The organism is Paenibacillus sinopodophylli, from assembly GCF_005930355.1.
Classification (GTDB): Bacteria; Bacillota; Bacilli; order Paenibacillales; family Paenibacillaceae; genus Pristimantibacillus; species Pristimantibacillus sinopodophylli.
On the sequence record NZ_VDBO01000004.1, the window covers coordinates 122,039 to 145,525 of the forward strand.

The window sequence follows — 23,487 nt, forward strand, 5'->3', positions numbered from 1 at the left end:
CCTTTCTACTTATCCTTTTTTTGCGAAGGATAGCCCTTTCTCTTGGAGAACTTCATTAAGAATTCTAATGGCCTTGGGCCCTAGACCATGCAGCTTCAATAGGTCTGCTTCCGTCACTTCTGTCAATTGTTCCAGTCTATACAAGCCTGCATGGGATAGAGCACGTATAGCAGGTTGACTGATTTTAGGAAAATCACTTTCTGGTGCTGGATTGTTGGTATCGTTCATCATCATTCTCCTCTATAAGGTTCAATAGACTTTCTCCATCCTGCTCTTCCTGCAATTATACTACATCGACACTCAGCACGTTAATGAGAAAGAACCATCCAGATGAATGGCTGCTGCTATTAGAAAGGCTCCACGACTAACGAATAGCTCCATTCTGCAGCTTTCATTACATACTACCGCTAAGATGGTGGATGAAATCGAAAGTATTCAGCTCCTTCTATTTGTCAGCATTTATTGCCGCTCAGCTTTCCAAGCGTTGACCTCTTGCGTAATCAGCTCGCCCCCCAGACTATTCCAATTCGATACAAATTTATCGAAATCATCTCCGCTCGCTTTTCCCATAATCATTTTGGTGAATACTTCAAGCTCCAGCTTATCAAGGGAGGACTTCTTTGCGACCATCGTCGGTGTAGGCGCTCCGTAGAACTCCGAATTCAATTGATTCGGCAGATTGTCCTTCTTAATGATCTCAAACGCGTCGAATTGGCGTTTGTTGCCGAAACCTTTTACAATTTCACCATCATTAAACGCTCTAATTGCATCATAAGCTCCGAACTGCTCCGAGGTCAGCTTCGACGTATCGCCCGAAGCGAACGCCTGATTGACAGCATTCAAATTATCAGGAATATCCTTCGTCATCGGCCAAGATTGAACGAGTGGATACTTAAAGTAGCTAATCGCCGGTGTAACGCTCATATTCGTTCCGAATTTGGCGTTGTCAGACGTTTCTCCCCACATCTTCTCTTGAAACTCGTTGAGAAGCTTCACGATTGCTTCCGGATGCTCGAACCCTTTCCTCACAACGGTGTAAGATGCCACCAATGGATTCACCATTTGAACGACAGGCCGCATGCCATCTACGGATACGAGCGAATATGGCTTCAAGTTAACCAAACCCTTATTTTTGCTTACATCAACTGGCCAGTAGCCGTTCCAGTTCCCACCGTACCACATGCCAACTTTGTTACCAATAATATCCTCGCCAAGCTTACCGCCGTCTTTCACAATCCACTCTCGATCAAGCAAGCCCTTCTTGTACATGTCTTGAAGCTTGAGCAAGGCATCCTTTACACCTTTCTGAATTCCACCATAGACGATTCGACCATCATCGTCCTTTACCCACATGCCCGGATGGACATTGAACCCTGAGAACCAACCGCCAAGATCCGCTACGCCGCCTGGGGTAATGCTCGGCCCCCGGGCAAGACCAAGACCATGTGTATCCTTCCTATTGTTTCCATCTGGATCTTTATTGACGAAAGCGTCTGCGATTGCTTCAAGATCGGCAATCGTTTTCGGCTCAGGGAGCCCGACTTTCGCCAGCCAATCCGCTCTAATCCATAACACGTCATTAGCTGTTATCGTGCCTGTAAGGTTCGGAATCGCGAGCAGCTTCTTGTCGAAAGTAGCAGCACATAATCCAATGCCACCGTCTTGATTCATAAGCTTCTGCGTGAGTGGAGTCGCATAGCTGCTGAATGCTTCCGTCAAATCCGCCAATTGATCGGCTTCTGCCAATTGCTGAAGCTGGGCTGGATCAACCTGGAACATATCCGGCAGTATATCGCCTGAGCCGATAATCACGTTCAGCTTATTCGTATAATCCTCAAGCTTGGCTGCAGTCCAGTCCAGCTCTACTTTAATACCAAGCGTATCGGCAAAATGCTTGGACCACACGTTGCTGTTAATGTCATCTCCTGCATCGTAGACCCAAGTTGCGTCGGCTAGCTGAGCTGCTTTGATCTGTATCGGTGGATCATATTTCACAACCTCACCTTCCTCGGACCGGCTTTCAGTGGCAGCCGAGTTCGTTGCCTTTGAGAGGTTCTCTTGATGATCTGGGATTGAACACGCGGAAAACGTCATTACTGTGGATAGGATAACAGCAAGACCAATCATGCCGAATTTATTTTTGTTCCAAATCATTTTCTATTCCCCCCCGGCTCGTTTGAAGAAGATGCCTCTTACTTGAAAAGAATTATAGCTTCACTATATTCATAGTCTCTCGTGCACGAATGGTATTTAAACTATGTTATTTATAGTTTAGGCAGCTCACGGAAATCGTTAGGAGTAAGCCCTACTGTTTTTTTGAAAAACCGATAGAAATAGCCTTCCGACAAAAAACCGACCGCTTTGGAAATGTCTTGGATTCTCAGTTCACTATTACGAAGCAGCTGCTTCGCCTTGTCTAAGCGAGTATTGGTGATGTAGTCCTGAAGACTAACCTTTGTCATTTGTTTATACAGCCGGGAGAGATAATAGGGATGATGTCCGAACACGGAGCCTATTCTAGTCATAGACAAGTCGCCATCGAGGTGCTCGACAACATACGTTTGGATTTTTTCGACAATGTCGTTCACTTGATCTTCTCGCTTACTTGACTTTGATGCGAACAAGACATCCGCCAGTTGGTTGAAATAATCACGATATTCCTTCCAGCCGCGTCTCACATCCATACGAAACAATATATCCATATTCAGCGTCTTAACGGTCTCTTGGTATAGCCCCCATCGATTGATCGCGGATAGAAACACGCCGCCTAATGATAGAGCAATTTCCATTTTTGTCGAATCCAGCTCTGGCTTGCTACTGTCTGGAAGCCTAAGCACCTCAGCCAAAAGCGTATAGAATTCGTTCCTTTCGCCATTCTCCAAATAGTTTTGCAGCTTATGAACAAGGTAGGAGATCGAATGCTTGATTGCAGCACTGTTCTCACTTTTATTCACAGCTACTAAGGAGTGAGCTTCCAGCATGATGACCTCTTGGTAAGTGCCCAGTCCCACATTGAGCAATAGCTTTAACGCTTCGAACTGCTCCTGCGTATGACTCCAGCCAACCAAAGAACCACCTACGGCAAAAGACAACGTAATCTTAAGCAAATTTCGGCATGTTAATTGAATATCTTCAATGGAGTGCTGAACGAAGAGCAAAGAACGCCTTTCTAGTTCTGCTCGTTCTCCTGCATCGAGCGTTGGCTTAGGCTGTATAAACCATACCATTCGTGAGGACTCGTATGAGCAGGAATAATGCTGCACGAATGTGTTCAAATATTCGTCAGCGATATTCTGAATAGAATACAACAATAACGTCCTGTCCGAAGGAGCAGATATACCTCGCCAGTCGTCAACTCTCGCGATGACTAACAGCACTTTTGCCTCACTGTCCAGCTTGATCTGAAGCTGGTTAAATTGTTTTGTGCGGGTATTCAACGATGAAGGGTCTCCAAGCAGTATTTCGCACAGCAATTCTTTGCGCATAAGCGGCAGCGATGCGATAAGCTGCTGTCGCGATTCGGCGAAAAGCTGCTCGAACCTAGACGATTCCAGTTGCTGTGCAAGAACCTCCGCAACTGATCTCGCTATAACTTCATAGCCCTCCGTCTTCAGAATATAATTGCTTGCTCCCCCTCGAACAGCCTGCTGTACGAATTCAAAATCATCATATCCGGATAAAAATATGATTTTGCATCTAGGCCATCTGAGCCCAACTTCAGATTGAAGCTCAAGTCCGCTCATACTCGGCATGCGAATGTCTGACAGGATCACATCGATTTTGGTTCGTTCCAACAGCTGGATCGCTTCTTTGCCTGAATTGACGCCATACACCTCCAGCCCATCCATTTTTAAATCCGTGAAATATACGACAAGCCCGTCCACAATGACCTTTTCGTTATCGACGATCAACAATTTTGCCATATTGCCCTCCCTCTTGCTCGAGTGGAATTCGTATGTTTACACGCAATCCGCCTAGCTGCCCAATAGCAAGAATCAGTCCATACTGATTTCCATACCTTAGCTGAAGCCTGCGATGCACGTTGAATATGCCTGTTGTCTCAATCGATTTATCCCCCGGATTCATCTTCGCAATGAGTTGCTGTAAGGCTTGATCTGACAACTTCCTCCCGTTATCCTCTACGCTGATTTCAAGTACGCCATTGTCCGTTGTCATCTCAATGACCAGAACGCCTGGGCCGTCTAGTTCCTCAAGTCCATGCATATAGGCATTTTCTACGAGCGGTTGAAGAATCAATCGGGGCACTCTCGTATGCTCGCACCCTTCTGGAATTGACGCCCAATGAATCGCAATATCGGGAAACCTGACCGACTGAATGCCCGCATATGCCTGCGTTTGCATCATTTCCTTATCTAAGGCCACTTCATCTTCACCGTTGCGCGTCATATTTCGGAAGTAATTGCCCATATGCATAACCAATCTCTCCGCGTTGTGCATATCCTCCTGTTTAATCAGAGAAAGCAATACGAATAAGCTGTTATATAAGAAATGAGGATTAATTTGCGACTGCAATTGCTTCAGCTCCGAGCGCTGCGAACGTGTTTGCTGCTCGGATACTTCTTCAATAAGCGTATGAATCCTGCTTACCATCGTGTTGAATTGAAGATACACGTCTTTGAATTCGTCGTTAAAAAGGTGCTGCAGCTTCAGGCTTAAATTTCCATTTCCAACCTGATACAAGGAGTTGACCAGACGCCGCATAGGCTTATGAATAAGAAGAAATATTCCATAGGAGAACACAAATACAAAGATTAGCGAAGCAAGCACGATGAACCAATACCATGTTTGATATCGGTTCAACACCCCCATTGCTTCGACCTCCGGGACATAATGGACAAGTGTTAGCCCCAGCTTCTCGGAACGCTCGTAATAAAGCAGATACATTTCATTCTCGATTTCCATTCGTTTGTTTTCAGTGAGCGTGAGCCCTTCTTCGACTGATTGCTCAAAAACATACGAACGGATAGCTGACAGGACTGCCGAATCATTCTTATCACTCACATACCAGTCATCTCCTTTATTTAACAGAATTGATCCTGCATTCTGTTTGTTCGACATCTGCGCAAGCGATTCTCGAAGCAGTGGTATAGACAGCTCAACCTCCATCGTGAACAAAATTTCCTGTCCCGTTAAGGGATAGACCATGCCCAATATGAGACGGTTGTTCAAGTATGTAAACGGCGATCCGGATTTAGCATTGTCAATAATGGCATCGATCTCTTCCTGTGGGATCGTATCGCTGAACGAGGTCGTCCAGATCGTTCGCCCAAGTCTCGGGAAATAGATTCTTATATCCTTGATGTAAGGACTGGAGCTTTTTAGAATAGACAGCTTGTTCTCAATTCGCAGAATCGTCAACCCGCGCTCATAGTCATCCATTGATTCCGGAATAACACCTGCTTTGCTGAAATCATCGTCGCTGCTGATGTATTCTCTCTCTAATCGCAAAATCCGATTGATCTCCGTTTCGAGTGAGCTCAAATAGAAATGAACGTTGGATGCGCTGGATTGCAAAATTTCTTGCCGCACGGTGTTCATGCCTGACTGGTTCATCATGAGGCTTAACAAAGAAATAGGGATGATTACTACCAGGAAAGAAATCATAATTTTCGGCAATATAGTTAGTCGAAGTCCAAGTAGATGTAATATAATATTTCTTAGCATCTTCATACAGCCATTCCCCTGTTCCTATGCCGTTGTCTACTTTTACCATGCATTTTAACATATAAAGCGATTACATTATTCTGTTATCTGCATGAAATAGAATGTATCGCGTCTTTCACACATTATGAGATTCACCTTGATAAATTGGTTAATCAGCATCCGACGAATCTCCTCAATGAGCTGCTGATCTAATAGCCTCTATACCTAAAAAAACACTATCGACTGATAGTGTTTTCTCAGTTTAAATTTAAAAAATCATCTTTCGTTTATAACAGGCGCATAATCAGCACAGTAGGCTTTAGCTTAATGCAATACGCGCTATTGTCCACGTAAATATACCCGCGTCGATAAATTACCCGCGTAGTCTTCCATGACTACGTATACGTTCTGAGCTGTGGAAGTGAAGCTCAAGCTCGCCTTAGTCGTACGTCCACGAATAATTTTCGCTTGGTTGCCGGAGCTGTACGTGGTCGCGAACGACTTGGCTACACCATTCTCGTAGAAATACATATACCGCCAATCCCTCGTATTCGGCATCGGCAAGGTTAGTGTATTGCCGCTCCACGACCATGCCCCAGCATACGGCTGGGAGACCGTATCTATGAAGTTGCCGCTCTTCGATACCGGCAGGCTGCTTCCTTGCGTTACTGTGACGAGATAATCATCACCATTAACGGGCATTCCGGTAAAGGTTGCTGACGTAGCGCTTGATGCGACCTGTGTCTGCGCAGTTATAGGCGAGGCGGTGGTAATCCAGTTCAATGATTTGATGCTAACTGCTGTCGTCCCCGATGCAGATGAAGGATTCGTCCACGAAACGACAACTTGACCGGCAGCGCTGGATGTAACGTTAATATTCGAGACGCTCGTTTCCAGATTGAAAGTCAGAGTAGATGCAAAGCCTTCCAATCCGTCTGCACCTACCGGAACTACCTTGAGCGTCCCTGAGCGAGCTGGCAATTTCTTAATATAAAACGAATCGTCATATTTACCGCCTACGAAAATATCATTCACGTAAACATTGTACTGCTTCACTTGCGCATAATTGGTATTCAAATTCCACTTTACATACATTTCATCCGAGTTCGTATGAGCTTGATCAATAATCAGTCCTGTCGGCGCAGCTGGCTTGACCGCCGTACCGTCATAAATCCGAAGCTGACCAATGTTCATTTGATAATTGTTAATCGTACTCGAACCATTGTTGAATACAAGGCCGAAAGCGGCAATTGACTTCCCAGCATAGGCGCTCAGGTTCAGCTCCTGCGTAACCCAGCCGCTCGTCTGCGTTCCAGCGCTCGGAACCTGTACCTTGACGACGGTACTCGGATTATCGGAGAAAACGAGACCAACAGACATCGTCGATAGATCAGTTGCCGAGGTTTTCTTGTAGGTGACAGAAACCTTCGAGTTTGAATTAACGCTCAAATTGGACTTATACAGCCGAAGGAAATTCTCAGCATTCAAATTCCCGTTGACTACGAGCGAGCTTCCGCCGTTATACCCGCCTACCTGCTGGTAGTCGAATCGGCTGGTCGTCGCAATGTTATACTCAGAGCCATAATCATAATCGACGGTCAGGCGATTGCCCGTCGTATCCTGCCACCATTGCCAAGTGACCGGAATATCCTGCAGACTCATGTTTGACCATTCGTCGGCATTCGAAGCTGCACCGTTCACATAATAATTCAACCCGTGACCCGTATTGAAGTTGGTGTAAAACTGCGTTCCGTTAATGACTGAACGCTCTGCGATAACGGACGAAACGCCTGGCCAATAACGATTGTCCGCATAAACATCGCTGACCGTGTTCGTTGTTGACTTGGTCGTGTTCTTCGGATTAATATTAGGACCCGACCACCATAATTGATCACGGACTGTCGTCATCCATTGATAGTCGTTCTCCGAGCGGCGGTTGCTTGGATACGCTAAACCCATATCTTCATCCAGACCTGCATGTACGAAATCCGCACCTAATGTTGCGAGACTAGCGTTCAGCGCTCCGCTAGTCAGCTTGCTGCTTAACTGCGAACCATTAGTGGAATTGAAGCGGTTTCCTCCGGCTTCAATTCCGGCATACCCCACATTGAAAATATTGTAATTAGTACCGTACGTGCTATTGAGCGTGTTCAAATAATTAATCGAGCTCGTAATTTGAGTACCTGTCATACCATAGTCGAAGAAGAATGAATTGGAAACAGGCTGCCCCAGTGTGCGATCGTAAAGCATTGATATATTGTTTGTATTGAATGTCCTGGCATAGGTTGTCGAGCCATTGCTCGTATTCAGCGAATCATACCATTGCAAATACAAACCGGCATTTTTAAGTACTTTCATGAATGCCATATAATTCGCGATATCTGCCGTCGCAACGTTGGGAGAAGATTCTTCCTGATTAATGAAATAGCCGTCATAACCGAAATATTGCGCCATTTCAATCAACTTAGCTGCAACAGGGAAATTTCCGCTCGCATCCTTCACAAGCATTTGCTTATACGTCTGCTGCCCTCGATCATTATTGGAGAAAAAAATACCAGCTAACGATTGTACACCGTTCTTATGTGCAGCATCCGTGTATGTCGGATTCGGTATGTTCAGTATGCCGAATTCGAACCACTTCTGCGTATAATCCTGCTGTGCGGTCGCATTGTAATATTCCGGAGGTGTATAGGCAGAAGCTGTACCATGCCAATACGAATAATAATCCGCATACTGCCAGAAATTAAAATGATATTGAGCGAATTTGTTTGTGTAAGCCGCATTTTCTATGAATGCGTTTCCATAATCGCCTGCGACAGTAATCATTTTGGGATTGGAGCTTAAGCTTGGATTAGCCTGTGTAGCGGTGAATGGCGCGTTGCGCGATTGCAGCGGAACCCGTGATCTTAAGCTTGGCGCATCTGGATCTGTTGTCGAGCTCCAGTTAGCAATTTGGCCGCTTGTGTACCCATGGACATTCGGTTGATTAATTCCCGGCGCGCTAGCCCCTGTAAACGGCCAAGTATCCCCGGCGCTTACAGTACCGGCTAGAGAAAGCGTCCCGATTAAAGAGATTGCTGTTACTAAGGCAATTTTCTTCCGTCGTGCTTGCTTTATCCATCTCATTATTTACCCTCCTATATGTGATTTGACTGCTCAGCTTGAATATATCATGGGCTAATCCTACTCTCTACTAGACAAATTACACTTCAACTATCCGATTTGCATATTTTAAAACACTGATGCCTCTATTTTGATTTCAGCTTGCCTGATCCGCCGAAACAGCAAAAAAGCTGCCGCATGAAACATGCAGCAGCCTCCTTAGAAATGCAGTTCTATTCCGCTAGTTCCCAACGGTTGGCCTCGTCTAGCTATTCATTCAGAAACTCCACCAGGCTTAACAGATTGTAAACCAACGTTGCGGTTTCCGCACGCGTAGCATAGCCTTGCGGATTCACGTTTCCTTGCGTATCCCCGTTCATCATTTTCAATTCAACGAGTGCCCCTACAGAGACACGCGCATATTCGGAAATTGAAGCATGATCGCCAAATTGATCTAGAGTTGAGCTGCTCGAATTCACATCTTGCTTAAGATAAGCAAGCACGCGGGCAAGAATTACGGCTTCTTCTTCACGGGTAATCTTTTGGTCAGCTTTAAAGCTTCCGTCACTATATCCGCTAATAAATCCACGAGAAGACATGGCGCCTACAGCTCCTGCGTACCATGACTCCTTGCTTACGTCTGAAAACGTTATTGCGCTGGAATCCTCATTCAAGCCGAGGCCCTTCGCAATCATTGAAGCAAATTCTGCGCGAGTGACATGACCATTCGGCTTAAAGGTGCCATCTTCATATCCATTAATAATTTTCTTGTTGGCTAGCGTTTCAATTTTGTCTTTGGCCCACGAGCTTCCAATATCCGAGAGCATGCTCGCGTGCTCAATAATCGTATACGTAGAATTATGATCTACTTTAATAATTGCTACCGGTTTACCGTCCACCTTAGTGAAAACGGTTGGTACTGGTGTTATGGTGCCATTCTGATTGATTAGAATACCAACCGTACGAGTTGAATCCACAGATGTATTCAAATCAAACGAACGTTTGATAAACGTACCTCTGAAATCATTGAAATCGTAGGTCTTATCTGGCGTAACCACTTCAATGGAAAAGCTTACTAAGGAAGCAACTAGCTTGCCTCCCGCATTCGTAATCTGTCCAATTACAGTGTCAGTAGGGATTGTTTCTATGGTAATTCGAAGCTCAGCATCCTTAACAACCGAATCGGAAAGCCCTAGAGCCTTGGCTACCGCAGCTGTGTCGGCAAAAGCAGCAGGAACTTCATACGTTACGCCACCGCTTTGGAACACGACTTTTGATTGTTCGTCTTTTTGTTTCATAATCGCAAGCAATCCTGGCGTCAACGATACGACGGCACGACCATTCGTATTCGCTACGGGCACAATAACCGCTTTAGTATCCGTACCATTCATTCGTACAAGAAGCTCTGCTTGTTTCACTTTAGTCAGGCTGTAGCCTGTGCTGCTTGTAGAAATTTCTACTGGAGCCACTACAACGCCAGCACCTAGCGCTTCAATCAACGATTTTGTTGCGCTTGTCATTTCGAAAGCAGGAGTCGGCAGTGTAGTAACCGGAATGACGACTGGTTCAGCAGCCAATGGATTGATGGTCAGATTGAAAATTTTGGTTTCAACGACTTCACCTTTCATAAGTGTGGCTGTTAGCATGACATTTGCTGGACCATTTACGAAAGCTGGACGCGTCACCACACCGTTATTCGCAACATACTTCAGATCAGATGAGCTCCAGCTTATCATTACATCATTAGAAGCAAGCGGAAGCGCTAGGTTTTGAGTGACCGAAGCTTCCGTATCGCCAGTACCGTAGGTTGGATTGAGAATAGATTTTTCTATCTGAATAAGTTCCGAGTCGACCCCTATAACAGATACATGAAATACGGCTGTATCGGTAATTAAACCTCTTGTAATGGTAGCTGTCAAAATAACTGTAGTTGTAGCAGAAGGTCTATTTACAATACCAGAATTAGAAAGAATAGCTGGTTGATTAGAAGACCATGATATAGAAGTGAGATTAATGTCATCCGTCAGAGGCAATGACAAATTACCTTTAACATAACCTTCCGATTCATCCGTATCATATAAAGGCATCAAGCCCGCTTTTGTATTCGCTACGCTTTCCAAATCCGTTACCGTTCCCATCACTGTAACATCGAAAGTCTGCGTATCTGACGCTGCTCCTTTGGTAATCGTAGCAGTAAGCGTTACGTTCGCATTGCTTGCACCTACAGGTCTATTTACAATGCCTGTATTTGAAATAATAGTAGGGCTGCTAGAAGACCAAGTTACTGCGGTACCGTGAGCACCAGCAGTATCCAGCAAAAGATTTCCTGTTACGTAACTAGCTGAATCACCGGATACGTACCCCAGAGCGATGTTGCTTTTAGCGAAAGCAACAGCTTCAAATTCGGTCTCGTCCAATGGCCTAATGGTCATATTAAATATTTTGGTGTCGACAGCCTGGCCTTTCGTAAGCGTAGCTGTCAAGACGACATTAACTGAACCATCAACGAAAGCCTTGCGTGTCACCAAACCGTTATTCGCAAGGTGCATCGGATTAGAAGAGTCCCAACTTATGGTTACATTGTTAGAGGCAAGAGGAAGCTGCAGATTTTGAGTGACCGAAGCTTCAGAATCGCCGCTGGCATAGATTGGATTGAGATCGCCTTTTGCGATGTTAACAAGTTCCGAATCAATACCTATTACGGAAACGTTAAACGATACCCAATCCGTAACTGCATTTTTGGTAATCGCAGCAGTCAAAGTAACGATAGTTGTAACAGAGGGCCTATTTACAACTCCTGTATGATCAATGATAGCAGAATTGCTAGAAGACCATGAGATAGAGGTGAAATGAATAACATCCGTCAAAGGTAATGTCATATTGCCTTTGACATAGCCTTCCGATTCATCTGTATCATAAAAAGGCGTTAAGCCTGCTTTCGTATTCGCTACGCTCTCCTCATCGGTTAACACCACGGCAGGTTCGGTTCCAATTACCGTAATAACAAACGTCTGCGTGTCAATTACCGCCCCCTTGGTAATCGTCGCTGTAAGCGTGACGTTCGTGTTAGAGGCTTCCCTTGTGACTATGCCAGAATCCGTGATTACGGCTGCATTGTCGGTGGACCATGAGATAGCCGTACCGTTTATAATATCGGTACCCGGCAATGTCATATTGCTTAATACATATCCCATGCCTTCATCAGACTCGTAAAATGGAGACAAGCTTATCTTCGTTTCTTCAACGCTTTCCTCGTCCGTCGGCAAGCCTGAGTACTGCGATGTGGCAAAAAAATCGGAAGCGTTCGGACCGCTAATGGAAATTCGGCTTGTTTTTCCAATTACGCTGGAGGTAAGTCTAAACGTATTCGGAGAATTTACATGAGCAACGATATCGGTTGTTGCCAGCGCAGAAGCATCATTTAGTAGATTCACGATACCTTGCATATCAACCAGATTCTGGGCAAGAGTGAGGTCTACCGTATGTCCAGGCTCGACTGAACCATCACTGATCGTGATGGTTTTGGAATTGCCCCCCGAAAAATCAAAATTTGAGATGGCTTTACTTGTTGCTTCTGCTGCAGTGCCGCCACCTGCACTTATAGCAAAGACCATTCCGCTAAAGCTGGACATGATCATTGATAATGCCACAAAGCTAGAAAAGAACCTTAAACCTCTTTTGCGAAATAAATGCATTTCCTATTCACTCCTCCTGCGTTGTGATAAAAATGACTTGAGAAAGCTCACTCTTCTACTACACATAAGTATAACATGCTATTCGTCTATTTCTTTTGATTATTGTCGAATTGTGACACATGCTTTTCCAACGAGATGGAAACCGGAAATTTCTAATCGATTTGTAAATTGGCCGGGTCCATTTTGTAGCAGCTGTTGCAGTCACCAAAGCAAGCTTCCTGCTGCTCATACTTGGCCAGTCGGGTAAGCAGATCATCTATTTAATAATCAGAATACGAGCAAACAGCAGCTTGTTCATCAATCAAATTAAAATAAAAAAATATTTTACTTGATTTTTAGTAAAAATAAGATACAATTTGATCTGTAAGTGAAATCGCTTACATATAGAAGGTGACTGGAGATGTGGAATGATTTCAAGCAGGTTCATTTTTACTAAACTTGCAGCAATCTCATTCTATAGACTTTAGTCGATAAATATTAAGGGGGAACGTATTCATGTTAAAATTATCCAAAATGCTTAGCCTGCTTCTCATTTCATCGGTCGTGCTCGCTGCTTGCGGTGGCAAAAATGAGAATGAAGGCACAAATTCAGGCGGTAACACAGATGCGAAAGTACAATTAACAGCTTGGGCTTGGAACGTAAACGTGGGTGCGCTGAACAGCGCGATGGAATTATACAAGAAGGATCACCCGAATGTAGAGCTTAAAGTCGAGGATATCGGCCGCTTGGATGTATATGACAAATTGTCGACAGGCTTAGCTGCTGGCGGAGCAGGTCTTCCGGACATCGTATTGGTGGAGGATGACCGCATTCAAGGTTATTTGGAAGCGTTCCCAAAAGGCTTCCTCAACCTCTCTGAGAAAGGTTTTGACAGCAAAGCTGACTCCTTCCCAGCGTTCAAGAACGAGCTTGCTTCGAAGGACGGCAAATTTTTTGCCTTCCCATTTGATGCAGGCCCAACAGGAATGTTCTACCGTACCGACATATTCGAGCAAGCTGGCGTAAGTGTGGATACGATCGAAACTTGGGATGATTTCATCGCAGCTGGCAAAACGATCAAAGAAAAAACGGGAGCACAGGCTGTGCCGATCGACAAGTTCAAGGATGATGCCTTGTTCCGTATGATGCTGAACCAGCTCGGCGTTTACTACTTCGATAAAGATGGCAACATCGACTTCAATAACCCAAAAGCAGTTCAAGCAATGGACACGATCAAAGCACTTGGCGATGCTGATTTGGTGAAAGACGTTAACGGTTGGGACGGGACAGTCTCTGCAACGATTGATGGTTCTGTAGCTACGGTTCCGTTCGGTGCTTGGTACTACGGCACGATTATTGATCAAGCGAAGGATACAAGCGGCAAATGGGGAGTATTCCCGCTGCCAGCCTTCGAAAAAGGCGGCAACCGCGCAGCCAACCTTGGCGGCAGCAGCTGGATGATTCCTTCCGCTACGAAACATGCTGACGCTGCATACGCGTTCGCTGAATATTTCGCAACTACGAATGAAGTACAGGAAATCGCAATGGATAAGCACGGTCTATTCCCATCTTTGCAAACGACATATGATTCCGAGCTATTCCAAGGCGATGTTGCTTTCTTCGGCGGCCAAAAAATTTGGAAGCTGTTCAGCGAAGAGATGAAAGATATTCCAACTCCTTACTATACAAAGGATTACGCTCTGGCGCTTGATGAAGCAACGAAAGCACAAGCAGACACGTTTAACGGAAAAAATCCAGCTGATGCACTGAAAGAATCAGCGAAACGTCTTGCAGATCGCACGAAGCGTCAAGCAAATAACGGATAATGCACCTGATCTACTAGTGGCGGGAGGGAGTTTTAGGCGAAACCCTAAAGCTCCCCCTCGTTTTTTTCAAATATAAGAAATGATAAGTTTCACCCTTTTACTCCACTTATATTTCTCGGACTGAAACGCGCTACGCCGCCAAAGGACGGCGACAGCTGTTTCACCTTGCCAATAGCAATGATACTTAAAGGAGGGGCTTGCACATGAGGACGAAGGCTTACGTCCCTTATCTATTTCTGACACCGGCGCTTGGCTTGTTCGCAGTATTCATGGCTTATCCGATTATTTATTCATTCCTGCTCAGCTTTCAGACAAGTGAAGCTGGAGAGATGGTGCCGGCCGGCCTATCGAACTACCAAAGATTGTTTACGGACGAAATCTTCTTCACTGCGCTGAAAAATACTTTTCTAATTATGGTCGTTCAAGTTCCGCTCATGCTGTTTTTTGCGATCGTGCTGGCTTCAAGCTTGAACGCGGTCAAACGATTTAAAGGTGTGTTCCGCGTGTCATTCTTCATGCCCGCAGTCACATCGCTAGTGGCGTACTCGATTATTTTCTCAATCATGCTGATGGGCGACGGTATTATCAATCAGGTGCTCGCGATATTTGGCATAAAAGCTGTTCCTTGGCTTTCCCATCCTTGGTGGGCGAAGGCCGCACTCATTCTAGCCATGACATGGCGCTGGATTGGTTATAACATGGTCATTTATTTAGCAGCTATGCAAAATATCCAAGAGTCGCTGTACGAAGCAGCCAGCATTGACGGTGCAACCCGCATCAAGCAATTTTTCACCATTACGATTCCTCAGTTAAAACCGGTTATTTTGTTTACCGCTATTTTGTCTACAATCGGAACGTTGCAGCTGTTCGACGAGCCTTACACGCTCACCAAAGGCGGCCCAAGCGACGCGACGCTGACAATAGGAATGTATTTATATCAAACGGGCTTCCGCTACTTTGATTTCGGTTATGCCTCTACGCTTGCATATGTCATTGTCATTCTTATCGGCGTGCTGTCATTCATTCAATTTAAAGTAACGGGGGATGATGAATGATGAAAACGTTCAAAATCCGTTCCTTTTTCGTCTATTTCACACTTCTTATCGGTGCAGTTATCTCGTTGTTCCCGTTCTATTGGGCAGCCATTGCCGCAACCAATGAGAGCGGCAAAGTATTCGCGAAGCCACCCGTGCTTGTGCCGGGAGTCAAGCTGTTTGATAATATTGCAAATTTAAATGAAGCAATCGGCATCGGAAGAGTCATGTTCAACTCGCTGTTTGTCGTCATCATCTATACCACGCTCAGCCTTGCTATTTGCACCATGGCCGGATATGCTTTTGCCAAATTCAGATTCAAAGGAAGAGACTTGCTGTTCGGCATGTTCCTCATGTCGATGATGGTACCGTATCACGCGCTTGTCATTCCATTGTTCAAAATGATGGCGGCCTGGGGCTGGCTCGATACCTATCTGGCGCTTATTCTACCCAATCTTGCTTATCCGTTCGCGATCTTCCTAATGCGTCAGAACATGCTTGCCGTGCCTGATGCGATGATGGAGGCAGGACGAATCGACGGCGTGAGTGAATGGGGCCTTTTCACGCGGATCATCCTGCCATCTGTAAAGCCTGCGCTGGCCGCAACCGCGATATTCCTATTTATGTACCAGTGGAACAGCTTCCTCTGGCCTTTAATTGCCGTTCAGACAAAGGAAATGTACACACTGCCTATTGCGCTCTCAAGCTTATTTGGTCTCTCCCGCATCGATTATGGCCAGGTCATGGCTGGGGTTACGCTTGCAACAGGCCCGATTATTATTTTCTTCCTGCTGCTGCAGCGTCATTTCATCTCTGGTATGCTGGGTTCGGCTGTTAAAGGGTAACTAACACGAAGAAAGCCTGATCGATCATGGTTGTTGATCGTATCAGGCTTTTTTCAGTTTCACTTATTACTACTCTCATTTATAAACATAACGCCTATGAGCGTGACCTTGTCCTGATTATTTCTCCATAGAGGGAGTATCGTTCTATAATATGGTACGATTACAAAAGTCGGTACATGGTTCGGAGCTTGACCGTCGGTTTTGCGAAAGATAGTGACATCTATAAGGAAACGGAGGCAATTTCTTATGAGTTCGGCTTTTTTCCTTGAGGATCTAATCTGTACGGACAGCGGATATAAACCGTCTGACTTACATCATTGGGGAGGAGTTCGGAATATATTTGCCTTGCATTACGTGGTCAGCGGTGCAGGTTATTATGAGGTCGGTCGAAACATCTATACATTGACTCGGGGTGAGAGCTTCATCATTTTCCCGAATACGGAAGTCTATTATTATCCCGATCCCGACGATCCATGGGAATATGTATGGGTAGACTTTAAAGGGGCCGAAGCACTGCGCTTGCTCTCTATGACACAGTTTGCCGAACACACGCCGATCGTCTCGGAAAGTCCCGTCCGTTTGGAGATGTTATTTCGCCAGATTGAGACTGGTGGTATGGCGCCGTATCAAAGAGAACGGTCCAATGCCCGCTTACATCTGCTGTTGTCGTATTATATAGAGCATTTTCCCCAGGAGAAGCTGCTACGGAAGAATGATTATGTCGTTTCCACTAAGGAATATATTGAGAACAACTATTGGAAGACGGCGCTTACGGTTTCCGATATCGTTGAATACGTTAGTGTTGAGCGAAGCTACTTGTTCCGATTGTTTAAAGAAGCTACCGGTATGTCCGTTGTCAAATATGTAAAGACCGTTCGAATGAAGCGAGCCTGTGCATTGTTGCATTCGTCGAACCTGTCCATCAAGGTTATCGCTTGGTCCGTAGGATATCAAGATCAGCTCTACTTCTCCAAGGTTTTCAAGAAGGCGACCTCGTATACCCCCTCCGAGTATATGAAGAAGAATACCGTTGCCTCTGACCAGAGATAGGAAGCATGATCATCCATACCAGCACGCTTCCCGATCTCTGAATGGGGCATCAGCGGAACAGTACGCAATTCCCCGATTCCCGAAAATATTTGATCAGCTTCTCTATAGGCTCTCGTCCACATTTCAGCTGTATGCCTAGGCAATCGATACAGAGTACTTGCTTCGCGTTCCTTGTCACCAGTTTGGAATAGATGGCAATATCATCTGCCATCAATGGAACACCACATTCTTTGCACAGCCGAGAGCTCACTTTATCTCACCAGCTTCGCGCGGATGACCAAACAATCATGTGCGGGCACGACGGCACTGTATCTTTCCTTGAATACACCAAGCTCTTTGTGCTCCCAGCAATCGTATAAGGAGAGCGAAACACCCGATGCATACGGAAGACCGATATCCCAGAACAATAGTGGCAGCTCCCTCTGGCTGTCGCTCAGGTTGAAAAAACCTACGGCTACATCACCGTCTGTTAACGCCTTCACCAGCATAAACGTTTCATAGGTATGGAACCAATTGGGTTCAGGCTTAATACGGTAGGCTCCCCGGGCTTCTTGGTCCTGATTTATTGCAATGATGTCCTTGTTGAGTAGAATCTGCTTTGTAGCCTGGCTTGCACTTCGTATGTCACTGCCAATCATCAGCGGAGACCCCATCATGCTCCATAAAGAATAGTGGGTTTTGTATTCATTGTCTGTACAGCCGCCAATCTTGCTGCCTATAAATCCGTCGTTGCTGCCGCCGTACATCCCGACTACCAGCATGTCCATATCGTTATGGCAGAAAGAGCCCGTGTAACAAACCTTGTCCAGCTGGGAAATCGCCAAGCTTTTGATGGACTCCCAATTATCTTGAATATCAAGAGTAGATCGGTACATGTGAGCACCAGATTCGCGAATCCATTGATATACATTGTCTTCTCCCCAATTGCATGCAGAGAATAGAATGTCTCTCCCACAGTTTTTGAGTGCCAAGCTCATTCTTTTATACAGTATTTCTCCGGATATATTCCGTGGCTTGAAGCAATAATCGTATTTCAGGAAATCTACGCCCCATTCCGCGAAGGTCTTTGCGTCCTGGAACTCATGCTCGAAGCTCCCAGGAAATCCAGCACAGGTATGGGTTCCTGCACAGGAGTACATGCCGAACTTTAGACCTCTGTCGTGGATGTAGTCAGCCAAAGCCTTCATACCGCTCGGGAATTTGTTGGGATCAGGCACTAGTCTCCCTTGCTCATCTCTTTCCTTCAGGCTCCAGCAATCATCTATTACGATGTATTTGTACCCCGCCTCTTTATAACCTTCCGACACGAATTGATCCGCTACATCGCAGATAAGCTGTTCATTAATATCCCAAGTGAAGGTGTTCCATGAATTCCATCCCATTGCAGGCGTCAAGCCAAGTAGCTTTTCCATAGTGGTTGTATTCCTCTCTGGTGTATGATTATATACCTTATTCTAATCATGTCTACCTAGCTATGCCTATAGCTGGTTGATGCTTGTATATGGACATTTATTGCCTTGAATGATCTAGCCACGAGCGGTCAAGTCTTTGACGGGCAAGGTAAACAAAAAAAGGGCTCCACATATTAATCATGCATAATATGTAGAACCCTTTGTATAGTTTTTGGGTAGTCACCGTTCAGGTATTAGTTAGAGACGGGTGCGAAAAATCCATTCTGCACAGCTTGTTTCACCCACTCTGTGAGCGGAGTGCCAGGAGCGGCAGAACGCAGCTCATCGCTGACTTGCTCTGGTTTAGGTAATAAAAGAAAATGATTACTTAATCCAAGCCATTTGTATGAGTCGGCCAGACCTTCTGCTGTTTCTTTGCCCAGCATCGGAGATAATGCTTCATTGAATACTTCCACAGGAAGAGAGTAAAATTGTATCTTTCTATTCAATACGACGCTAAACCGTTCAGCCAGTTGATTCCCGCTCAGCGCCTCAGGTCCTACGATAGGCAATGCTTGCCCTGCCAGTTCTGGGTGTTTAAGTGCATGTACACTGTAAGTAGCCGCATCTTCCATACTGATCCATGCGATTGGAGAATCGGCTGGTACAGGATATGCCAGTGTTTGATTGTCCACAACTCCGGGGATAAGGAAGTTTTCCATATAAAATGTAGGTTGAAGGATGATAAACGGAACGCCACTTTGCTTCAAATAAGCAATCGCCTCCTTTTTAATATCATAAGCAGCAACACCTGTAACTTCATCTGTAAAGAAACCGCTGGTATTAAAAACGAGAAGCTTAACATTCGCCTCTTTGGCAGCATCTACGGTATTACGAATAAATTGTTGATTACGCTCCAAATCGTAATCAACCGGCATCACCAGAAACACCTTGTTAACGCCTTGATGAGCTGGAATGAGGCTTGCTGCATCGGATAGATCCCCAACAAAGGCGGTAATGCCTTGCTCTTGAAGCTGGGCAGCCTTGTCCGAGCTTCTTACTATCGTATGAACAGTGTGACCCTCCTCCACAAGCTTGCTGGCGACTGCCCCTCCTTGCACGCCACCTGCTCCATAAACTAATATGCTATCCTTTGTTTCCATCTCATCGTCATCCTTTCATTTACTAAAAGTTATTTTGTGATTATAGTTATAGATTACAGACTTAAATGCAATTATGTAAGTACGCACATCAATGATATATAGTATCCCTAAGGATCCTAAAGGAGGAAATATATTGGACAAACAAGACTCAAATTGCTCACAATGTCCGGTTGAATATACGGTCAATATGGTCGGAGGCAAGTATAAATTGCTCATTTTACACAAGCTTTCGATTTTTGGAGTAAGGCGGTTTAATGAATTAAGAAAAGAATTTCCCAATATTACGCAGCGTACACTCACTCGCCAACTGCGTGAGCTTGAAAGCGATGGCCTCGTTAACAGAAAAGTCTATTCTGAAATTCCACCCAAAGTAGAGTATTCTATCTCCGAGACCGGTAAGAGCCTTCATTCTATACTTCATCATATGGAGAAGTGGGGCTTGAACCATATCGAAAATAATCCTAAAAAATCCTGATAACCGCACTTTTCAGAAAAGATAGGTACGGCCTCAGATTCATAACGAACAATCTAAGGAATTGTAATGAATATAGTCTGTCCAGAAAATAAAACTTCTGGACAGACTATTAAAGTTTTGAACCATATAATTATTGCGATTTCTTTGTTTTGTAAGCTTGAACTAGCTTTTTAATTCACAAAATGCTCGGTAGAAATTACATTGGCATACATACCGTTAAGTGCGCCGACAAACGCATAATGAACTTGTTCAGCAGTAACGCCCTTACCCTCATAAGATAAGTCACGTGTCGCACATGCATCTTCAATAAGTGTAGCTTCAAAACCTAATTCCACTGCTGCTCTTACTGTTGCATCAATACACATATGTGTCATCATACCAAGAACAACGACCTTGGTAACGCCCTTTTCCTTTAATTTCCTTTCCAAATCCGTCTTTAAAAAGCTGTTAGGAAAATGTTTAATGATGATACTTTCATTCTCCAAAGGCTGAACAGTTTCATGTATTTCAGCACCCTTTGTGTCTGGAAGGAAGAATCCAATTACTGGATCAGCTGCGATATGTTGAATATGAAAAATGTTATCCTTGTTGTTCTGTCTAAACCACTTAAGGACTTTTGCAGCATTCGCAGCCGCTTTATCGGGATTGACCAATTCCATGTTTCCATTCGGGAAATAATCATTTTGAATATCGATAATAATTAACGCTGTGCTCATTCTCTCCACCTCAACTATCATATTTTGTTACACTAAAATCATAAATCATAAGTTGATTTCTATGAATAACTTGATGAAATGCTTTACTACCAAATGCTTTCATGCTGAAAGGAGTTTATGATGGAGCTTGATAACATTGATTTTCAGATCCTGTGGTTATTAACCGAGAATTCACGTATTCAGTGGAAAGACTTAGGTGAACAAATCCATATGACGGGACAGGCGGTAGGGAACCGTATTAAAAAACTTGAGGATAATGGCGTAATTAAAGCCTACTCGCTAATAGTCGATGAAATGAAAGTAGGACTTTCTTATACCGCATTTATCCTTATTTATATGAAAACATCCAATCATAATTCCTTCATACAATTTATCAATGAACAAAATGAGGTAGTTGAAGCTCACCGAATATCAGGAGAAGGCTGTTACCATTTAAAAGTGAAAATTCATTCCCAAGAAAAATTGAATCTTTTTCTAAATGAAATTCTTGAGTATGGGAACTATAGTGTAAGCTTATCCATAAATGAAATTAAACAACGTAATCCATTGATCGCCACAATATAATGAAGTACGACTCGGCATAATAGTCGGCCTCATAAGAATGAACTTCTATTTCCGATTCGAAATCTAGGGTACAAATATTGGTATTCATTCGGCTTTTATCTTTCGTTTTGGGTGCATAACCAAAGCTAGAACTTCTTATATTTTTCATTTTCTTTGCGCAATAAGAAGCTATTGACAAAAAAAATGTTAGCATATAACATACACTTATAAAGTTTAGTTCACTTAACTTAACTCATCTTATTAGCAAGGAGAATATTATGCTTTCAGATCATCAAAAGATGTATAAAGAGCTAACTGTCGTTTTAAGTGAATATTACTTGAATTATCTTTTGTACAATAAAAACGCTCAAAGGTTCAACGATTACCATTTAACAACACAGCAAGATGCGTTTTTATTTTTTATGAAAGACAATCCACGCATCACAGCAAATGAAATCGCCAAGAAATTTGCGATTTCTAAAAGTGCTGTGAGCCAAGTATTATCGAAGCTCGAAGCACAAAACTTTATCAAGCGCGAGGCCAACCCAAATAAACATCGCGAGTTTTTCATCAGATTGGCAGAGAAAGGTCTTGATTATCAGGCATTAAGCGAAGAAGCAGATAAAGAATTTATGGAGAAGCACTTCGCTGACATTGATCTAGAACAATTGGAGAATGTATTACGAACAATGAAGAAAGTGAATGTATCTATTTCACCCCCCCAACATATAGGACGGTGAATTGTTTTACAATTCATTTAGAGGGAATCAATTATGAATGGAAAAGAAAAAATATCTATTGCCCTTGCATTATCTAGTTTATTTATTGCTTATGTGGGGATGGGACTTGCCGCACCGGTTATGCCATCGATTGCGAAGGATCTAAGATTAAGTGGTGCCGTTGTTGGTTACTTGTTCGCAGCGATGGCCTTTGCACAGTTTCTGGCCTCCCCTTTTACAGGTGTATGGGTCGATTCAATCGGACGTAAAAAAATGATGGTCATCGGCCTTTTGATATTTTCATTTTCAGAGGCACTGTTTGGCTTATCAAATGAAATGTGGCTATTATTTGTGAGCCGTTTCCTTGGTGGTATAGGCGCCGCCTTCATTATGCCAGCTGTAGTTACGTATATTGCCGATAAAACTACGCTAGCAAATCGTGCAAAAGGGTTAGGCTACCAATCGGCTGCGATTAGTTTAGGATTTATAATCGGACCAGGAGTCGGCGGATTTATTGCAGAGTTTGGGATACGCGTACCGTTCTTCTTTGCTGCTGCCATATCATTGATTACTGCCATTGTTATTTTCCTTCTATTAGAAGAATCTATTCCAACAGACCAACTGCAAAAAAATCGTGAATCCGCTGTACGACCAAAGTTTATTCAAGAGTTTAAAAAATCTTTTCAGACACAGTACTTCACCCCACTACTGGTCGTGTTCGTTCTAGCATTCGGACTCGCCGTTTATGAAATGATGTTTAGCTTATTCGTCGATGAAAAGTTTGGCTTTACGATCCGTGATATTTCAATCATTATTACGATTGGTTCATTAGCTGGAGTTGTCTCTCAAATTTTATTCTTTGGAAAGCTAGTCAATGCCATTGGGGAACGAATGTTGATTAATTTAACCTTACTCTCTTCTGCTATATTTATCTTTATTACGATTTTAATAGACGGTTACTGGACGATGATTGTCATTACGAGTATTGTATTCTTCTCTGGTGATATTTTACGTCCTGCTGTGACATCCTTTTTATCAAAACTAGCAGGGGAAAACCAAGGGTATATTGCAGGTATGAACTCTGCATACACAAGCTTCGGTATCATACTAGGACCAATTATTGGCGGTATTTTATTTGATACTAACATCGATATGCCGTATGCATTTGCGGCAATTGTGCTTGCCATCGCGTTTGTCATTTCAAGCATAAAATTAAAGAAGTCTCACCATTAAATCTTGGTACTACTTAGGTCCCCTTTGGGGACTTCAAGACCTATACTATCC

General features: G+C 44.0%; 17 protein-coding genes. 8 read left to right on the forward strand and 9 right to left on the reverse strand.

Annotated elements, in window-relative coordinates; translation table 11 throughout:
• Positions 1–9: 9 nt before the first annotated feature.
• The 6 genes from FGT79_RS17760 to FGT79_RS17785 form a co-directional block, all read right to left on the reverse strand.
• Complete coding sequence (locus FGT79_RS17760) at positions 10–234, reverse strand: helix-hairpin-helix domain-containing protein (protein ID WP_342778501.1); 225 nt, start codon at positions 232–234, stop codon at positions 10–12.
• Between the two features lie 225 nt (positions 235–459).
• The gene (locus tag FGT79_RS17765) at positions 460–2,154 is read right to left on the reverse strand and encodes an extracellular solute-binding protein (RefSeq protein WP_138754169.1); all 1,695 of its coding nucleotides are present in this window, start codon (positions 2,152–2,154) and stop codon (positions 460–462) included.
• Positions 2,155–2,264: 110 nt separating this feature from the next.
• Positions 2,265–3,923: a response regulator transcription factor gene (locus FGT79_RS17770; protein WP_138754170.1), complete on the reverse strand. Its 1,659-nt coding sequence runs from the start codon at positions 3,921–3,923 to the stop codon at positions 2,265–2,267.
• Positions 3,898–5,691 carry a sensor histidine kinase gene (locus FGT79_RS17775; protein WP_138754171.1) on the reverse strand — a complete coding sequence of 598 codons (1,794 nt, stop codon included), beginning with the start codon at positions 5,689–5,691 and terminating at the stop codon, positions 3,898–3,900. The genes FGT79_RS17770 and FGT79_RS17775 overlap by 26 nt, the downstream gene beginning before the upstream one ends.
• Positions 5,692–6,003: 312 nt before the next feature.
• The gene (locus tag FGT79_RS17780) at positions 6,004–8,790 is read right to left on the reverse strand and encodes an endo-beta-N-acetylglucosaminidase (protein ID WP_138754172.1); all 2,787 of its coding nucleotides are present in this window, start codon (positions 8,788–8,790) and stop codon (positions 6,004–6,006) included.
• A gap of 245 nt (positions 8,791–9,035) precedes the next feature.
• Positions 9,036–12,461: an S-layer homology domain-containing protein gene (locus FGT79_RS17785; RefSeq protein ID WP_138754173.1), complete on the reverse strand. Its 3,426-nt coding sequence runs from the start codon at positions 12,459–12,461 to the stop codon at positions 9,036–9,038.
• A 495-nt stretch (positions 12,462–12,956) separates the two neighbouring features.
• Between FGT79_RS17785 and FGT79_RS17790 the strand changes: the two genes are divergently transcribed.
• The 4 genes from FGT79_RS17790 to FGT79_RS17805 all read left to right on the forward strand — a co-directional run bounded on the left by FGT79_RS17790 (position 12,957) and on the right by FGT79_RS17805 (position 17,196).
• Positions 12,957–14,267 carry an ABC transporter substrate-binding protein gene (locus tag FGT79_RS17790; RefSeq protein ID WP_138754174.1) on the forward strand — a complete coding sequence of 437 codons (1,311 nt, stop codon included), beginning with the start codon at positions 12,957–12,959 and terminating at the stop codon, positions 14,265–14,267.
• Positions 14,268–14,470: 203 nt separating this feature from the next.
• Positions 14,471–15,322 carry a carbohydrate ABC transporter permease gene (locus FGT79_RS17795; RefSeq protein ID WP_138754175.1) on the forward strand — a complete coding sequence of 284 codons (852 nt, stop codon included), beginning with the start codon at positions 14,471–14,473 and terminating at the stop codon, positions 15,320–15,322.
• Complete coding sequence (locus FGT79_RS17800; protein WP_342778502.1) at positions 15,319–16,146, forward strand: carbohydrate ABC transporter permease; 828 nt, start codon at positions 15,319–15,321, stop codon at positions 16,144–16,146. The genes FGT79_RS17795 and FGT79_RS17800 overlap by 4 nt, the downstream gene beginning before the upstream one ends.
• Positions 16,147–16,392: 246 nt before the next feature.
• Positions 16,393–17,196 carry a helix-turn-helix domain-containing protein gene (locus FGT79_RS17805; RefSeq protein ID WP_138754176.1) on the forward strand — a complete coding sequence of 268 codons (804 nt, stop codon included), beginning with the start codon at positions 16,393–16,395 and terminating at the stop codon, positions 17,194–17,196.
• Positions 17,197–17,447: 251 nt separating this feature from the next.
• Here the strand turns inward: FGT79_RS17805 and FGT79_RS17810 are convergent, their stop codons facing one another.
• Both FGT79_RS17810 and FGT79_RS17815 read right to left on the reverse strand, forming a co-directional pair.
• Complete coding sequence (locus FGT79_RS17810) at positions 17,448–18,608, reverse strand: glycoside hydrolase family 27 protein (protein WP_138754177.1); 1,161 nt, start codon at positions 18,606–18,608, stop codon at positions 17,448–17,450.
• Between the two features lie 233 nt (positions 18,609–18,841).
• On the reverse strand, positions 18,842–19,750 hold the full coding sequence (locus tag FGT79_RS17815; RefSeq protein WP_138754178.1) for an SDR family oxidoreductase: 909 nt from the start codon (positions 19,748–19,750) through the stop codon (positions 18,842–18,844).
• 133 nt (positions 19,751–19,883) lie between these two features.
• Here FGT79_RS17815 and FGT79_RS17820 point away from each other — a divergent pair, with 133 nt between their 5' ends.
• Complete coding sequence (locus FGT79_RS17820) at positions 19,884–20,225, forward strand: winged helix-turn-helix transcriptional regulator (RefSeq protein WP_281285984.1); 342 nt, start codon at positions 19,884–19,886, stop codon at positions 20,223–20,225.
• A 170-nt stretch (positions 20,226–20,395) separates the two neighbouring features.
• On the opposite strand, the gene FGT79_RS17825 is transcribed toward FGT79_RS17820, so the two are convergent.
• Positions 20,396–20,941 (reverse strand): cysteine hydrolase family protein, encoded by a 546-nt coding sequence (locus FGT79_RS17825; protein ID WP_138754180.1) that lies wholly within the window; start codon positions 20,939–20,941, stop codon positions 20,396–20,398.
• 120 nt (positions 20,942–21,061) lie between these two features.
• Here FGT79_RS17825 and FGT79_RS17830 point away from each other — a divergent pair, with 120 nt between their 5' ends.
• The 3 genes from FGT79_RS17830 (at position 21,062) to FGT79_RS17840 (ending at position 23,436) form a co-directional block, all read left to right on the forward strand.
• Positions 21,062–21,505 carry an Lrp/AsnC family transcriptional regulator gene (locus FGT79_RS17830; RefSeq protein WP_138754422.1) on the forward strand — a complete coding sequence of 148 codons (444 nt, stop codon included), beginning with the start codon at positions 21,062–21,064 and terminating at the stop codon, positions 21,503–21,505.
• A 257-nt stretch (positions 21,506–21,762) separates the two neighbouring features.
• The gene (locus tag FGT79_RS17835; RefSeq protein WP_138754181.1) at positions 21,763–22,224 is read left to right on the forward strand and encodes a MarR family winged helix-turn-helix transcriptional regulator; all 462 of its coding nucleotides are present in this window, start codon (positions 21,763–21,765) and stop codon (positions 22,222–22,224) included.
• A 33-nt stretch (positions 22,225–22,257) separates the two neighbouring features.
• The gene (locus FGT79_RS17840) at positions 22,258–23,436 is read left to right on the forward strand and encodes an MFS transporter (RefSeq protein WP_138754182.1); all 1,179 of its coding nucleotides are present in this window, start codon (positions 22,258–22,260) and stop codon (positions 23,434–23,436) included.
• Positions 23,437–23,487: the final 51 nt, after the last annotated feature.

Excerpts from the sequence above, each read along its gene's own strand:
- FGT79_RS17760 (WP_342778501.1), bottom strand. The coding sequence starts at position 234 with ATGATGATGAACGATACCAACAATCCAGCACCAGAAAGTGATTTTCCT.
- FGT79_RS17765 (WP_138754169.1), bottom strand. The coding sequence starts at position 2,154 with ATGATTTGGAACAAAAATAAATTCGGCATGATTGGTCTTGCTGTTATC.
- FGT79_RS17770 (WP_138754170.1), bottom strand. The coding sequence starts at position 3,923 with ATGGCAAAATTGTTGATCGTCGATAACGAAAAGGTCATTGTGGACGGG.
- FGT79_RS17775 (WP_138754171.1), bottom strand. The coding sequence starts at position 5,691 with ATGAAGATGCTAAGAAATATTATATTACATCTACTTGGACTTCGACTA.
- FGT79_RS17780 (WP_138754172.1), bottom strand. The coding sequence starts at position 8,790 with ATGAGATGGATAAAGCAAGCACGACGGAAGAAAATTGCCTTAGTAACA.
- FGT79_RS17785 (WP_138754173.1), bottom strand. The coding sequence starts at position 12,461 with ATGCATTTATTTCGCAAAAGAGGTTTAAGGTTCTTTTCTAGCTTTGTG.
- FGT79_RS17790 (WP_138754174.1), top strand. The coding sequence starts at position 12,957 with ATGTTAAAATTATCCAAAATGCTTAGCCTGCTTCTCATTTCATCGGTC.
- FGT79_RS17795 (WP_138754175.1), top strand. The coding sequence starts at position 14,471 with ATGAGGACGAAGGCTTACGTCCCTTATCTATTTCTGACACCGGCGCTT.
- FGT79_RS17800 (WP_342778502.1), top strand. The coding sequence starts at position 15,319 with ATGATGAAAACGTTCAAAATCCGTTCCTTTTTCGTCTATTTCACACTT.
- FGT79_RS17805 (WP_138754176.1), top strand. The coding sequence starts at position 16,393 with ATGAGTTCGGCTTTTTTCCTTGAGGATCTAATCTGTACGGACAGCGGA.
- FGT79_RS17810 (WP_138754177.1), bottom strand. The coding sequence starts at position 18,608 with ATGGAAAAGCTACTTGGCTTGACGCCTGCAATGGGATGGAATTCATGG.
- FGT79_RS17815 (WP_138754178.1), bottom strand. The coding sequence starts at position 19,750 with ATGGAAACAAAGGATAGCATATTAGTTTATGGAGCAGGTGGCGTGCAA.
- FGT79_RS17825 (WP_138754180.1), bottom strand. The coding sequence starts at position 20,941 with ATGAGCACAGCGTTAATTATTATCGATATTCAAAATGATTATTTCCCG.
- FGT79_RS17830 (WP_138754422.1), top strand. The coding sequence starts at position 21,062 with ATGGAGCTTGATAACATTGATTTTCAGATCCTGTGGTTATTAACCGAG.
- FGT79_RS17835 (WP_138754181.1), top strand. The coding sequence starts at position 21,763 with ATGCTTTCAGATCATCAAAAGATGTATAAAGAGCTAACTGTCGTTTTA.
- FGT79_RS17840 (WP_138754182.1), top strand. The coding sequence starts at position 22,258 with ATGAATGGAAAAGAAAAAATATCTATTGCCCTTGCATTATCTAGTTTA.